16 protein-coding genes are annotated in these 12,755 nt (G+C 66.6%); 9 read left to right on the top strand and 7 right to left on the bottom strand.

Features of this window, described 5'->3' with window-relative positions; genetic code table 11:
• Positions 1 to 51 precede the first annotated feature (51 nt).
• The 4 genes from IPK75_01790 to IPK75_01775 all read right to left on the bottom strand — a co-directional run bounded on the left by IPK75_01790 (position 52) and on the right by IPK75_01775 (position 3,014).
• A complete protein-coding gene (locus IPK75_01790) occupies positions 52 to 429 on the bottom strand; it encodes a VOC family protein (GenBank protein MBK8197072.1) in 378 nt (125 codons plus the stop codon).
• A gap of 12 nt (positions 430 to 441) precedes the next feature.
• A complete protein-coding gene (locus tag IPK75_01785) occupies positions 442 to 1,227 on the bottom strand; it encodes an SDR family oxidoreductase (protein MBK8197071.1) in 786 nt (261 codons plus the stop codon).
• 102 nt (positions 1,228 to 1,329) lie between these two features.
• The gene (locus tag IPK75_01780) at positions 1,330 to 1,752 is read right to left on the bottom strand and encodes an NUDIX domain-containing protein (GenBank protein ID MBK8197070.1); all 423 of its coding nucleotides are present in this window, start codon (positions 1,750 to 1,752) and stop codon (positions 1,330 to 1,332) included.
• Positions 1,749 to 3,014 (bottom strand): class I SAM-dependent RNA methyltransferase, encoded by a 1,266-nt coding sequence (locus IPK75_01775; protein ID MBK8197069.1) that lies wholly within the window; start codon positions 3,012 to 3,014, stop codon positions 1,749 to 1,751. Before IPK75_01775 ends, IPK75_01780 begins: the two co-directional genes overlap by 4 nt.
• Positions 3,015 to 3,088: 74 nt before the next feature.
• Between IPK75_01775 and IPK75_01770 the strand changes: the two genes are divergently transcribed.
• Both IPK75_01770 and IPK75_01765 read left to right on the top strand, forming a co-directional pair.
• Positions 3,089 to 4,120: a patatin-like phospholipase family protein gene (locus tag IPK75_01770; GenBank protein ID MBK8197068.1), complete on the top strand. Its 1,032-nt coding sequence runs from the start codon at positions 3,089 to 3,091 to the stop codon at positions 4,118 to 4,120.
• A 55-nt stretch (positions 4,121 to 4,175) separates the two neighbouring features.
• Positions 4,176 to 4,580, top strand: coding sequence for a hypothetical protein (locus IPK75_01765; GenBank protein ID MBK8197067.1), 405 nt, complete (start codon positions 4,176 to 4,178; stop codon positions 4,578 to 4,580).
• Here IPK75_01765 and rsmD read toward each other — a convergent pair.
• On the bottom strand, positions 4,570 to 5,136 hold the full coding sequence (gene rsmD, locus IPK75_01760) for a 16S rRNA (guanine(966)-N(2))-methyltransferase RsmD (protein MBK8197066.1): 567 nt from the start codon (positions 5,134 to 5,136) through the stop codon (positions 4,570 to 4,572). The genes IPK75_01765 and rsmD overlap by 11 nt on opposite strands.
• A 112-nt stretch (positions 5,137 to 5,248) precedes the next feature.
• Here rsmD and IPK75_01755 point away from each other — a divergent pair, with 112 nt between their 5' ends.
• From IPK75_01755 to IPK75_01725, 7 genes are all read left to right on the top strand, one after another.
• On the top strand, positions 5,249 to 6,031 hold the full coding sequence (locus tag IPK75_01755; protein MBK8197065.1) for an enoyl-CoA hydratase/isomerase family protein: 783 nt from the start codon (positions 5,249 to 5,251) through the stop codon (positions 6,029 to 6,031).
• A gap of 23 nt (positions 6,032 to 6,054) precedes the next feature.
• A complete protein-coding gene (locus IPK75_01750; GenBank protein ID MBK8197064.1) occupies positions 6,055 to 6,495 on the top strand; it encodes a nucleoside deaminase in 441 nt (146 codons plus the stop codon).
• 192 nt (positions 6,496 to 6,687) lie between these two features.
• Positions 6,688 to 7,356 carry a crotonase/enoyl-CoA hydratase family protein gene (locus IPK75_01745; protein ID MBK8197063.1) on the top strand — a complete coding sequence of 223 codons (669 nt, stop codon included), beginning with the start codon at positions 6,688 to 6,690 and terminating at the stop codon, positions 7,354 to 7,356.
• A gap of 65 nt (positions 7,357 to 7,421) precedes the next feature.
• A complete protein-coding gene (locus IPK75_01740; GenBank protein MBK8197062.1) occupies positions 7,422 to 8,183 on the top strand; it encodes a hypothetical protein in 762 nt (253 codons plus the stop codon).
• Between the two features lie 81 nt (positions 8,184 to 8,264).
• A complete protein-coding gene (locus IPK75_01735; GenBank protein MBK8197061.1) occupies positions 8,265 to 8,783 on the top strand; it encodes a DUF2975 domain-containing protein in 519 nt (172 codons plus the stop codon).
• A complete protein-coding gene (locus tag IPK75_01730; protein ID MBK8197060.1) occupies positions 8,783 to 9,034 on the top strand; it encodes a helix-turn-helix transcriptional regulator in 252 nt (83 codons plus the stop codon). The genes IPK75_01735 and IPK75_01730 overlap by 1 nt, the downstream gene beginning before the upstream one ends.
• A gap of 110 nt (positions 9,035 to 9,144) precedes the next feature.
• On the top strand, positions 9,145 to 10,902 hold the full coding sequence (locus tag IPK75_01725; GenBank protein ID MBK8197059.1) for a cation:proton antiporter: 1,758 nt from the start codon (positions 9,145 to 9,147) through the stop codon (positions 10,900 to 10,902).
• Positions 10,903 to 10,907: 5 nt separating this feature from the next.
• Here IPK75_01725 and IPK75_01720 read toward each other — a convergent pair whose 3' ends face one another.
• Together IPK75_01720 and IPK75_01715 are read right to left on the bottom strand one after the other, a co-directional pair.
• Positions 10,908 to 11,801: a LysR family transcriptional regulator gene (locus tag IPK75_01720; protein MBK8197058.1), complete on the bottom strand. Its 894-nt coding sequence runs from the start codon at positions 11,799 to 11,801 to the stop codon at positions 10,908 to 10,910.
• A gap of 119 nt (positions 11,802 to 11,920) precedes the next feature.
• Positions 11,921 to 12,667 (bottom strand): TSUP family transporter, encoded by a 747-nt coding sequence (locus tag IPK75_01715; protein ID MBK8197057.1) that lies wholly within the window; start codon positions 12,665 to 12,667, stop codon positions 11,921 to 11,923.
• Positions 12,668 to 12,755 lie beyond the last annotated feature (88 nt).

Here is a 12,755-nt window from a genome sequence, read left to right as displayed (position 1 = left end):
AAAGATAAGGCCGCTTCCTTCGGGAAGCGGCCTTTTTCTTTGGCACCCAGGTCAGGTCTCGCGGCAGACGGCTTCGATATTGTTGCCGTCAGGATCGAGCACGAAGGCGGCATAGTAGCCAGGCGGATATCCGCCTTCCCGAAGGCCGGGCGGTCCATTGCACATGCCGCCATTCGCGAGGGCCGCCACGTGGAAGGCGTCTACGACTGCCCGGCTGCGCGCCGCGAACGCCGTGTGATAGCGCTGCGCCGGTGGATGAAACCGGTCGATCCAGAACTCCGGATAAGTAAACCCGTAAGCCACGCCGTCGGCGCCGGTGTCCGGGGGCAGCTGCATCACGCGTTTGATTCCGAGGGCCGCGAAGACCGCATCATAGAACCGGGATGAAGCGGCCATGTCGGACACGCCTATCCCGGTATGGTCGATCAGGGCCATGCCGAATCAGAACTTCGCGTAGCCGCCGTCGATGACCAGCGTATCACCCGAATGATACTTAGAGGCGTCTGACGCGAGGTAGACCGCGATGCCGCCGAAGTCTGCCGGTTCACCCCAACGGCGAATAGGCACGCGCGTGATCACCTTGGTAGCAAACACGTCGTTGCCTTGCGCGCCTTCGGTCATGTCCGTGGCAATCCAGCCCGGCAGCACCGAGTTCGCCCGGATTCCGTAGCGGCCGTATTCGACGGCGCATGCGTTCATCATCGCGATCAGGCCGCCCTTGGTGTGGGCATAGGCCTGGTTGCGGCCGGCGCCTTCGATACCCGCGAGCGAAGCGGTGCCGACCAGGCTGCCGCCCGGATCACCCGCCTTGGCGCGCGCCACCATCGACTTGGCCGCCTCGCGCAACGTCAGGAAGGCGCCTTCGGAGTTGATCGACTGGTTATAGCGCCAAGTCTCCAGCGTCATCTGCTCGAACGCGGCGGCGCCGCGGCCGACACCGGCATTCGCGATGCAGGCGTCGATGCGCTTGAACTCTTCCTCGGCCTCTTTCATCGCCTTCACAACCTGCGCCTCGTCCGCCACGTCGACGGCCCAGGCCTTGACCTTGCCGGTACCCAGCTTCGACGCCGATTTGACGGCTGCGTCATTGTCGGCCGTCTTGCGGCCCCAGATGACGACATCCGCGTTGGACGCCGCCAGCGCCTCAACCATGCCGAGGCCAATGCCCTTGTTGCCGCCGGTGACGACGACAACTTTGCCGCTGAGATCAAAGGGTTTGTAGGTCATGTTGATGTGCTCCCTGTGTGTCTGAGATTTCTTGCCTGCCTAAACAGACCTGACAGTGCGGCGGGTCAAGCAGGCAATCGGATCGCTTCCCCATGGGAAGGCTCAGCCGCGCACAAGCAGCCGCGCCGCCTCGATCACGCGCCGTGTCTCGTCCCACAGCGGCAACTGCGCGAGACGCTCCGGGGAAATCCACTCGGCGTGGCCGGCGTCGTCGCCTGCTATGGCTTCCCCCGCGGTCCATACCGCAGCGTAGTCAAACAGCAGGTAGTGGCGCGCCACTTCGCCGCTGGTCCGCGACCTGAAGATCGCGTCGACGACATCCACCAGCCCCACCAGCCGCGCCGTCACGCCAGTCTCTTCAGCCAACTCCCGCAGCGCCGCCGCTTCGGCAGGCTCGCCGAATTCGATCCGCCCGCCAGGGATCGACCAATCTCCCGCCAGCGGTTTCGTGCCGCGGCGGATCAGCAGCACGTCCTCACCCTTGAAGCAGATGGTGCCGACGGCGGGTTGCGGCTTGCCGGTCATCGGGCGCGCTCCAGCAGGGCGACCGCCTCGACATGCGCCGACCAGAGGAACTGGTCGATGGGATGTATACGGACGATCCGGTAGCCGCCGTCGACCAGAGTGCGCAAGTCGCGCGCCAGCGTGCCGGGATCGCACGAGACATAAGAGATCTTTGCCACCATGCTCTTCGCCAGTTCCGCCACCTGCGCCGCCGCACCCGCACGCGGAGGGTCCAGCACGACGGCGTCCAGCCGCGCAAGCTCTGCGGCGCCATAGGGGTTGCGGAACAGGTCGCGCACCTCGGCGGTCACCGGTTTCAGACCATGCGCCGCGCGCACCGATTCCCTCAGCGCCTCGATGGCGGCCGCATTGCCTTCTGCCGCCAGCACGCTTGCTTCTGCGGCAAGGCGCAGCGCGAATGTTCCGCATCCGGAGAAAAGGTCGGCGACGCGGCTGGCAAACTTGACGTGTTCGCGCACGATGCGCTCCATCTCGGTCTCCGCCTCGGCGCTTGCCTGCAGGAAGCTGCCTGGCGGCGGCAGCAAGCTGGCCGCGCCCGCCGGGAGGCGGGGGCGGCGCTCGGTCAACACGTCGGTATCCTCGATCGAGACACGTCCGAAACCGGCGCGCAGCGCAGCGCTCATCGCTTCGGCGCGTGCCAGCGCCTTCACCTCTTTGGCGAGGCCCGTGATGTGCAGGTCGAGACCCGAGGCAGTCTCGGTCACGAGCAGGCCGACTTCATCCTTGCCGGCCAGCACATGGCCAGCAATCGCCCGCAAGGCGGGCAGCGCCGCCACGATGGCCGGGCGCAGTACCGGGCATTCCGACAGCGCGACCAGTTCATGGCTCTTGCGGGCATGGAACCCGAGCACGACTTCATTGCCACGGCGTCTCGCCGCCAGTGCCGCGCGCCGGCGCGACCGGGCAGGCGTCACCCATGTGTCCGCCACCTCCGCCTCAAGCCCGCGCGCGCTCAGTACACGGAGGATCAGGTCGCGCTTGAACACGGCATAGGGCGCCGCCGCCATGTGCTGCAACGTGCACCCGCCGCACTTTCCGAAATGCCGGCAGGACGGCGCGGCCCGCGCGGGCGAGGCCTCGGCCACACGTTCCAGCTTCAGGCGCTCGCCATCGCCGCTCACCTCCACGACTTCCCCGGCCAGCGTGAACGGCACCGACACCCAGCGGCCGGCGTCCTGCGCCCGCCCGTCGCCCTGCGATCCGACATGATCGATGGTTAACGTGCGCGGGGCCGAGGCAGTCGGGTCGTGCAGGGCAGGCATGCTAGTCTCCGGGGTGGCCGTCGGCGCCGCCTTCCGTTAGCAGGAGCGGGCTGCAGCCGGAAGGAGCCCTCCCGATGCCGAATGACAAGACCCCCGCCAACGGCAAGACCAACGGCAAGCCGAAGCGCCGCCCGATCAGTCTGGCCTTGCAAGGCGGCGGCGCCCACGGCGCTTATACCTGGGGCGTGCTCGACCGGTTGAGCCGCGAGGAAACGCTCGACCTCTCGGCCATTTCCGCCACGTCTGCCGGCGCGGTCAACGCCGTCGCCTATGCCGCCGGGCTCGGCGAAAACGGGCCGGAAGGGGCGCGCGCCTCGCTCGAACAGGTCTGGCGGCGGGTGTCGGATTCCAGTTCCGCCTTCGGCGGCTTCGGCGCGGCCGGCTTTGCGATGGCCTCCGCCCTCACGTCGCTCGCCAGCCCGTATGACCTGAACCCTTTCAACTACAATCCTCTGCGCACCCTGGTCGAAGACCTCATCGACTTTGACGCCGTGCATGCCTCCGGCCTGAAGCTCTTCCTCTCCGCCACCAGCGTCGAATCGGGAAAGGTGCGCGTCTTCGCCAAGGACGAGATCACCGCCGAAGCCGTGCTCGCCTCGTCCTGCCTGCCGCAGACCTTCCAGGCCGTGGAAGTCGACGGCAAGCCCTATTGGGACGGCGGCTTCATGGGCAATCCCAGCCTCTTCCCGCTGATCTATTCCGGCGCGCCGCAGGACGTGCTGCTGGTACTGCTGAACCCGCTGGAACGCCCCGGCACGCCGCGCCGCGCGGCGGAGATTCTCGAGCGCGTCAACGAGATCAGCTTCAATGCCTCGCTGATCGGCGAGCTGCGCGCCATTGCCTTCGTCCAGCGCCTAATCGACGAGGGCATGCTGAAGGAACCGATGATCCGGAAATACCGCAGGCTGAACATCCACGCGATCCGCGGCGGGCAGGACCTGCTCGGCTACAACCTCTCCACCAAGTACGACACCCGCTGGCGCTTCCTCGTCGAGCTGCGCGACAAGGGTATCGCCGCCGCCGATGCCTGGCTGAAGGATTGCGCCAAGGATGTCGGCACAAAGAAATCCAGCTTCGACATTCGCAAGGAATTCCTCGAAAGTTAGCTAGGCCTGCGACTTGGCCATTCCGGCATGCCCGGCGCCGGTCTATGCTGGGACCATGAAACGCTCTCTCGTCCTGGCGGCGCTTGGCGCCCTGATGGCCGGCGCAGCCATCGCAGGCCCCGGCAACGAGCCGATGACCGAGGAAGCCTTGCGCGAAGAGCTGTTCGGCATCCGCATGTCGGGCATCGTGCTGGGCACCAGCATCCGCTGGCGCGAATGCGTCGAGCCGGGCGGCCGCACACTCTACGAGATCGAAGGCGACGCCTATGAAGGCCGGCTCGAAATCACCGCCGAAGCGCAGGCCTGCTTCACTTATGAGGCAACCGGCACATCCTGCTTCCGGGGGCAGCGCGCACCGAAGGGTTTCCTGTTTCACCCGGTCGGCGGCGGCAACACGTTCAGCGTCACCAAGGTGGAACGCGGCGTGAAAAAGTGTATCGCGTCCGACCTTATCGGATAGCCTGCTTGAGGAAACTCACCCGCGCCGCGCCATAGTCGCGGCTGTCCAGCTGCTGCCAGCCGGGCAGCATCAGCGCCTCGTCCGAACCTGTCTCGACCACCGCCACAGCGTCCTCCGCCAGCCAGTTGCCGCGCACGAGGCAATCGAGCGCAGGCTGCACAAGGTCCTTGTGATAGGGCGGATCAAGGAAGGCCAGCGTGAACGGGCTGCCCACGCCGGCCGGCTTCTCGCCAAGGTCAGTCGCCGAGCGCCGGTGCAACCGCGTGTTCCCGAACAGGCCGAGCGCTTCGATATTGTCGCGGATCGCGCCGCGCGCGCCGTGATCGGTCTCGACGAACAGGCAGAAGGCCGCGCCTCGGCTGATCGCCTCAAGGCCGAGCGCGCCGGAGCCCGCAAACAGGTCGATCACCCGCGCGCCCTCCAGCGGCGGCGCCCAGTCGGCATGGGCGATCACGTTGAACAGGCTCTCGCGCGTCCGGTCACTGGTCGGCCGCGTGCCCATGCCCTTGGGGGCGATCAGGGCGCGGCCCTTGTGCTGTCCGGCGATGATGCGCATGGCGTGTCCGTCGTTTCAGGTGCGAGCGGGCTTTAGCATGGGTTCCTGTTTTGAACAGCCTTGCCACGCCGGAAACGCAAGCGCAGTCTGCCGGGAAAACCGGGAGGACAAGATGGCCAAAGTCACAGCTGATACGAAGGGCGCCGTGCGCCTCATCCGGTATGCCAACCCGCCCCGGCATTACATGACGGCCGAAGGCAGCGGCCTAATGACGTCGGCCATCTCCGAAGCCGTGGCGGACCCGGCTATGCGCGTCATCGTCCTGACGGGTACGGAGGATGTGTTCGTGCGCCACTATGACGTGTCCGAGATCGTCGCGGTCGGGGAGGCCGTCCGGGCAGGTCAGCTGAAGCCCGAGGACTTCGAGCGCGGCGGCTTTGCCGACATGATCCGCGCGGTCTTTGAATCGCCGAAGCCCGTCATAGCCGCTATTAATGGTGTTTGCATGGGCGGCGGATTCGAACTCGCGCTCGCGTGCGACCTGCGCATCGCCGCCGCCAGCGTGCCCCTCATCGGCCTGCCGGAAACGCGCATTGGCATTTTCCCCGGCGGAGGCGGCACGCAGCGCCTGCCGCGCATGATCGGCGAAGCGCGGGCGCTCGAGTTCATTCTCCGGGGCCAGACGGTCGACGCGGCCGGCGCGAAGGAGCTTGGTCTCGTCAACGCCGTCGCGCCGGACGCCGTCGCCGCTGCGCTCGAACTCGCCGCCGAACTCGCCGCCCGCGGCGCCGAAGGCCTCGCCCATGCCAAGCGCCTCGTGCGCGGCGCCCTCACCTGGGGGCTGGAAGCCGGCACCCGCGAGGAGCAGCACGGCTTTCACGCCGTCCTGAAGGCAGACAGCGCAATGGCCGCCATGAAGGACTTCCTCGCAACCGGGGAAGACATTACACGGTGAGCATGCCCGCCGCCCTCTCGCCCATGTCCCGCGCGCTTGAGCTTGCCCGCCTCGCGGCCTGGGGCGGCGAAGTGCCGGTGGGCGCCGTGATCGTTGATCCCGCCACCGGCGAAATCCTCGGTGAAGGCGCCAATGCGCCCGTCATGGGCCACGACCCGACGGCGCATGCCGAGATCATCGCCATCCGTTCGGCGGCGGCGAAGCTCGGCAACTACCGCCTTACCGGCCTGCACCTCTATGTCACCCTGGAGCCCTGCGCGATGTGCGCCGGCGCGATCAGTTTCGCGCGCATCGGCAAGCTCATCTATGCCGCCGCCGATCCGAAGGGCGGCGCGGTCGTTAACGGCCCCCGTTTCTTCCAGCAGCCAACCTGCCATTGGCGCCCGGAAGTCGAGCAGGACGATGCGAATGATGTCGAGGCAGGGGATTTACTGCGCGGGTTCTTCCGGGAACGGAGGAGATAGGCAAAGTCCCCCTCCGTCCGCTTCGCGGCCACCTCCCCCGCTTCGCAGGGGAGGATGAGGTCGCACCCGGAGCTCCCTTATCCTCCCCCGTTCACGGGGGAGGTGGCAGTCCGCGAGGCGGACTGACGGAGGGGGCTCTTGCTTTCCCCAGTGTCACCATGCCGAAGCTCTCTCCAAACCCAGGAGCCTTCCATGACCGCCACCGTCAAAATCGAAAACGACGTCGCCCTCATCACGATGGATGACGGCAAGGCCAACGCCATCAGCCCCGCCATGCTCGCCTCGCTGAACGCCGCGCTCGACACGGCAGAGAAGGAGGCGAAAGCCGTCGTGCTGATGGGCCGGCCAGACCGGTTCTCTGCGGGGTTCGACCTCAAGGTCATCATGGGCTCCGCGCCGGAAGACGTGCGCGCCCTCGTCAATGGCGGCGGCGCGCTGGCGCTGCGACTGTTCACCCTGCCCATGCCGGTCATCGCGGCCTGCACAGGCCACGGCATCGCCATGGGCTGTTTCATCCTGCTCGGCTGCGACAAGCGCATCGGCGTGCCGGGCCCCTACAGGATCGGCGCCAACGAAACCCAGATCGGCATGACCCTCCCGGTCTTCGCGCTGGAGCTCTGCAAGGCTCGTCTCAACCCGCAATACATGTCGGAGTCTGTCATCAACGGCACGCTGTTCGATCCCGAGGAGGCAGTGAAAGCCGGCTATCTCGACAAGGTCGTCCCGGCTGACCAGCTCCTCGCCGAAGCAATGGCCGAGGCCACGCGCCTCGCCGCGCTCCCCGCCGCCGCCTTCGCGGGCAACAAGCGCCTCCTGCGAAAGCCGGTCGCCGACATCATCGCGCCCACCGTGAAGGCCTGAGGCGCTAGCCACACGGCCGCAATCTGCTTACGGTCGCCTGACTTAGCGCTCCGGGGGGATGCCGAATGCTGCTGCGCCGCGTCATCGACCATGTCCGCAAGCAGGAATGGACCGCCATCGCGATCGACTTCCTGATCGTCGTGCTCGGTGTCTTTGTCGCGACGCAGGTTGCGAACTGGAATTCTGCCCGCGCCGAGCGTGCGCATGCGGACTATCTGGTCGGCGCCCTGCACGCCGAATTCAAGGGGATCGAAAGCGAACTGGAAACCTCCCTCGAAAACATTACCCGCTACCAGGCGGCCTCGCGCAGTCTCGTCAAGGCGCTGCGCGGCGGTGAGGTGCCGGCGGATGATGCCGAGGTGAAGGACTGGATTCTCAATTCGATCAATCTCGGCCGCCAATCGCCGCGCTCGGCCGTCTATCTCCAGGTGGTTTCGGACGGTGACCTTCGCCTGATCCGCAACGCCGAGCTCAGCGCCGCCCTGATCCGCTTTGACCAGCGCATTGAGCGCAATGCCTTTGTGTATCCTGCCACGCTCTCGATCATGTTTGACGAAGACCCGCTCTTCGATGCGGTCGAGTTCGATGACACCGGCGCGCGGCGCGGCGCCGGGCGTTCGGTGCTCGCTTATGATCCGGACCAGCTCAAAGCTGCGCAATCCCGCATCGAAGCAGCCATGCTGGCGCAGGCTTCGCTTCGCTCCGCTGTGTCCGAACAGCTCGAAGATGCCCGCGACATCCTCGCGTTGCTGGAAGGTGGCGCCCGCCCGAGCAAGCAGAGCATCGAAGGCGCGCGCGAAATCCGGGCGCAGGATCAACCGCAATAAGAAAATGGCTTTTAGCAAAAAGAAATTATTGCTACACAATAATTTTTGGGCTATCCAACCTCCTGAACAAGGAGATGCCCCATGCCGGACCAATCCACAGCCGACCGTTCCGCCAGCGACCTGCGCGACACGTCCTGGCTGTCCGTCGCCGCCATTGTTGTGATCGTCGGCATGCTCTTGTCGGTCGTTGCCGAGATTGCGGGCCGTGTCGGTTCGGTCGTGGTGACGCACGAGAACTGGAAAGACGTGCTCAACGCCTTCCTCCTCGCGCTGCTCGTCAACCTGCCCACCTTCATCATCATCGGCGTGCTGGGTGATTTCGCCGGACTGTTCGGCCGCACCGGCGAGGGCGAAGTGTTCACCGCGCGCAACCTGAAAACGCTTCGCAGCGCCGGCAGCGGTCTCATCTGGGCCGCCGCTGCGAGCGCGATCATCGTGCCGACCCTGCTCAGCTGGACGACCGGCGACGGGCGCGGCTTCATCTGGCATGTCAACGATCTCGCCCTCGGCACGGGCGCCATGGGTCTCGCCATCCTCGGTCTCAGCCACGCGTTCGCCGAAGGCATCCGCCTCAAGACCGACAGCGACCAGATCATCTGATGCAGCGCGAAATCATCGTCACGCTCGATGTGATGCTCGCCCGCCGCAAGATGAAGGCGAAAGACCTCGCCGCCGCCATCGGCATCACCGAGGCGAACCTGTCGCTGATGAAATCCGGCAAGGTGAAGGGCGTGCGTTTCGAGACGCTGGCCAAGCTCTGCGAGGTGCTGGACTGCAAGCCCGGCGACCTGCTCGATTTCGGCGCGCCTGCCAGCGCCGCCGTGTCCGCACCCGGCGACGCCGCGATCTGACTGAGAAACGCGCGCGCGGGCCCGCCATTCGGCCCTTCTTGTTCGCGCGGGGCTGACAAGCGACTCCCCGGCTGCTTAGTGTAGCCTCCATCAGGCAGGAAGGAGGCGGAATGGAACAGGTGATCGAACACGCCGCTGAAGCTGCCAGCCATGGTCCCAGCCATACGCTGATCAAGGACCTGCTCGTCTTCCTGATTGCCGCAGGCATCCTTGTGCCCGCGATGCGCTTCATCCGCATCCCCACCGTCATCGCCTTCATGGTCGCCGGCCTCGCGCTAGGTCCCTTCGCGCTGGGCCGCCTCGCGCAGGAAACGCCGGTCCTCGAATACTTCTCGATCTCCTCGCCCGAAGCGGCGCTGCCGTTCGCCGAGCTCGGCGTGCTGTTCCTCCTGTTCCTGCTTGGCGTCGAATTCTCGTTCGAGAAGCTCTGGGCCCTGCGCAAGGTGGTGGTCGGCGCGGGCGGCCTTCAGGCCGGCCTCAGCGCGCTAGTCATCGCCGGCGTCGGGCTTGGATTCGGGCTCGACCTGCCGGTGGCCATGATCATCGGGCTCGCGCTGGCGCTCTCGTCCACGGCCATCGTCATGCAGGTGCTCGTGGAGTCGAAGCGCGCCGCCCAGCCGGTCGGGCGCGCCACGCTCGGCGTGCTGCTGTTCCAGGACATGCTCGTCGCGCCGATCCTCATCTTCGTCGGCTTCGCGGCGATGAAGACCGAGGCGAACATGGGCGGCGTGCTGCTCGACGCGCTGGTGCGCGGGCTGATCGCGGTCGCCGTGATCTATGCGCTCGGCCGCTTCGCCCTTGGCCGCGTGTTCCACCTGGCCGCCATGAGCGGCGGGCGCGACTTCCTGATGGCGCTGACCTTGCTCACGGTCGTCGGCGCCGCCGCCATCACCTACAGCGCCGGCCTGTCGCTCGCCCTCGGCGCGTTCCTCGCCGGCCTCCTCGTCGGCGAGACCGAGTTCAAGCACCAGACCGAAGTCGACCTTGAGCCCTTCAAGGGCCTGCTGCTCGGCCTGTTCTTCATGACGGTCGGCATGAGCCTGAACCTCACCGCCATTGCCCTGCACATCGGCTGGATCTTTGCCGCTGTGACGGCGCTGGTCGTCTTCAAGGTCGCGATCGCCTATCTCGCCTGCCGCCTGTTTGCCGGCGCGCATGCCTTGTCGCTGGAAGCGGCGCTGCTACTCGCGCCGGCCGGTGAGTTCGCCTTTGTCGTGCTGACCGCTGCGCAGGCCGGCCAGGCCCTTCCAACGGACGTCGCCATTTTCGCCTCGGCAGTGGCGGGCCTCTCGATGCTGCTCACGCCGCTCCTCGGCCAGCTCGGCCTGCGCCTTGCGCGGCGCCAGAAGACCGGGCCGGGCAGCCTGCCGCCGCAGATGGATTTCAGCGAACTGACCGGCCACGTCATCCTTGCGGGCTATGGCCGCGTTGGCCAATCGGTCGCGCGCTTGCTCGCCGAGGAAGACGCGGCGCTTCTGGCACTCGACCGCGAGCCCGACAAGATCAAGCTCGCCCGCGCCGCCGGCCTGCATGCCTATGTCGCTGACGCTGCCCGCGCCGAATTCCTGCGCGCCGCCGGCATCGAGGAGGCGGCCATGCTGATCGTCACGGTCGACGATGCCGCGCGGGCCGAACAGATGGTGCGCGCCGCTCTGGAGCTGCGCCCCGACCTGCTAGTGCTGGCCCGCGCCCATGACGGCGACCACATGGTCCGCCTCGTCGCCGCCGGCGCCGACCATGTCGTGCCCGAGGCGATCGAATCCGGCCTGCAGATGGCGCGCATCGCGCTGGAAGTGTTCGGCTACGATACGGAAACCGTCCGTGACCGGATCGCTGTGGCACGCGACGAGGAATACCGGCGCGCCTGACGCCGTCAAAGCTCGGCCGCAATTTCCACCAGTACCCCGCGCAGCCAGGTCAGCGCCGGGTCCATAGAGTTTTCGCGGCTCCAGTAGAGCACGCTGTCCAGCTTCGGCACTTCGCCCGGCAGTTCCAGCACCACGAGGCCAGAAGCTTCCGCCATCGGCCGCGGCGCCACCAGCGCAAGGTGCGTCTGCCGCACGGTCTCGATGGCGGGCAGGTGGTGCGGCAGGCGCAGCACCGGCGTGATCCGGAAGCCGGCTGCGCGCGCCATTTCCTCGACGAGGCTGCGCCCCTCGCGCCGGCTCGACACTGCGATGTGGCGCAGCGAAAGGAAGTCCTCCACCTTCATCTTTCGCTTCGCATACGGATGGTCCGGCGAGACCATGCAGGCATACGGCGTCGCGATCAGCGTCTGGCGTTCCATGCTGGCGCCGCGCAGGTCCGGCACGTCGATGGCGAGATCCAGCCGTCCGGAGGCGAGGTCGGTCGAAATCGCCCCCCGGTCGATCTGGCTCCACGAGATGCGCACCCCCGGCGCCTCGGTTTCCAGCCGCCGGGAAAGCGGCGGCGCGAACATGTAGGCGCCGGCATCGCGGCCGGAAATGTTGAACACCCGCGTCGAGCGTTCGGCATGGAAATCGGAGCGCGGCTCCAGCCCCGCCCGCAGCCGGTCAAGCGCATCGCGCACCGCCGGCATCAGCGCTTCGGCCATCGCGGTCGGCTTCACGCCGCGTCCCTCGCGCACGAACAGCGGGTCTTCAAAGTGCAGCCGCAGCCGCGACAGGGCGTTGCTGACGGCCGGCTGGGTCAGGTGCAGGGACTCGCTCGCGCGGGTCAGGCTGCGCTCGGTATAGATGGCTTCCAGCACGGGCAGGAGGTTGAGGTCGAGACTGCGCAGGTTCATCGGCGGAAATCCTACTATCACGGACAGTGATGTGGGTGTTTCATAAAATTAATTGGCCGAATAGTCGAGTCTGAGGCAAAAGCACGGGCAGGAAGTGGAGTTCCGGCATGACTGCCGTGTTAAAGCCATCCCGCCGCCTTCAGCAGCATCGCCGCGCCAATCGCGGTGACCAGCCATTTCATCTCCCGCTTGAAGTCGACATCACTCATGCGCTCGAGCAGCTTGCCGCCGAGAGTCGTGCCGAGCATCGAGAGCGGGACCGCAAGGACAAAGAACCAGGCCGGCGGGAAGGCGCTCGCCCCGGCAGCGGCAATCACGGGAAAGCTCCAGAACGCAATCTTCACAAGATGGGCCAGAACCTGCGTCACGGCCTTGGTCGCGACGATCGCGCGCCGGTCCATGTCGGTCTTGACAAAAAAGATGTCGAGCAGCGGGCCCGCTACACCGCCCAGCGTATTCAGGGCCTGCACGGCAAAACCCGCCAGTTCCGCCTGGCCACGGTGGAGTATGTCCAGCCGGACCCAGCGCCGCGGCAGCCAGACGAGCATCGAGGTCAGGCCCAGCAGGATGTAGACGACCTGCGCCTGCGGACGCCAGGCGACGCTGACCAGCAGCAGCAGGGCAGCCAGCGACCCGGCCGCGTACCGGGCAAAGACGCGCCAGTTGATATACTTGCGCCAGAGGATCGCCCGGTAGCCGTTGGAGACCATCTGGATGGTGCCGTGGACGACCATGGCGGTCGCAACGGGAAGCGTGGCGGCCAGCACGCCCATCAGGATCAGCCCGCCGACCATCCCGAAAATGCCGGAGATGAAGGCCGACACAAGGACCGTGGCAAGGATCAGGATGGCCGCAAAGGTGCTCATCCCTCGCGCCTTAGCCGAGTCTCTGCGGCGCCGCGAGAGCCAGAAAGAATTTGCGCCCACCCCGGCGCCTCAGCTAGCGTGGCCGGCA

Source organism: Acidobacteriota bacterium (assembly GCA_016712445.1).
Taxonomy (GTDB): Bacteria; Pseudomonadota; Alphaproteobacteria; order Caulobacterales; family Hyphomonadaceae; genus Hyphomonas.
Note: the sequence above shows the minus strand (reverse complement) of the source record. Positions and strands in the feature narration are given on the sequence as shown.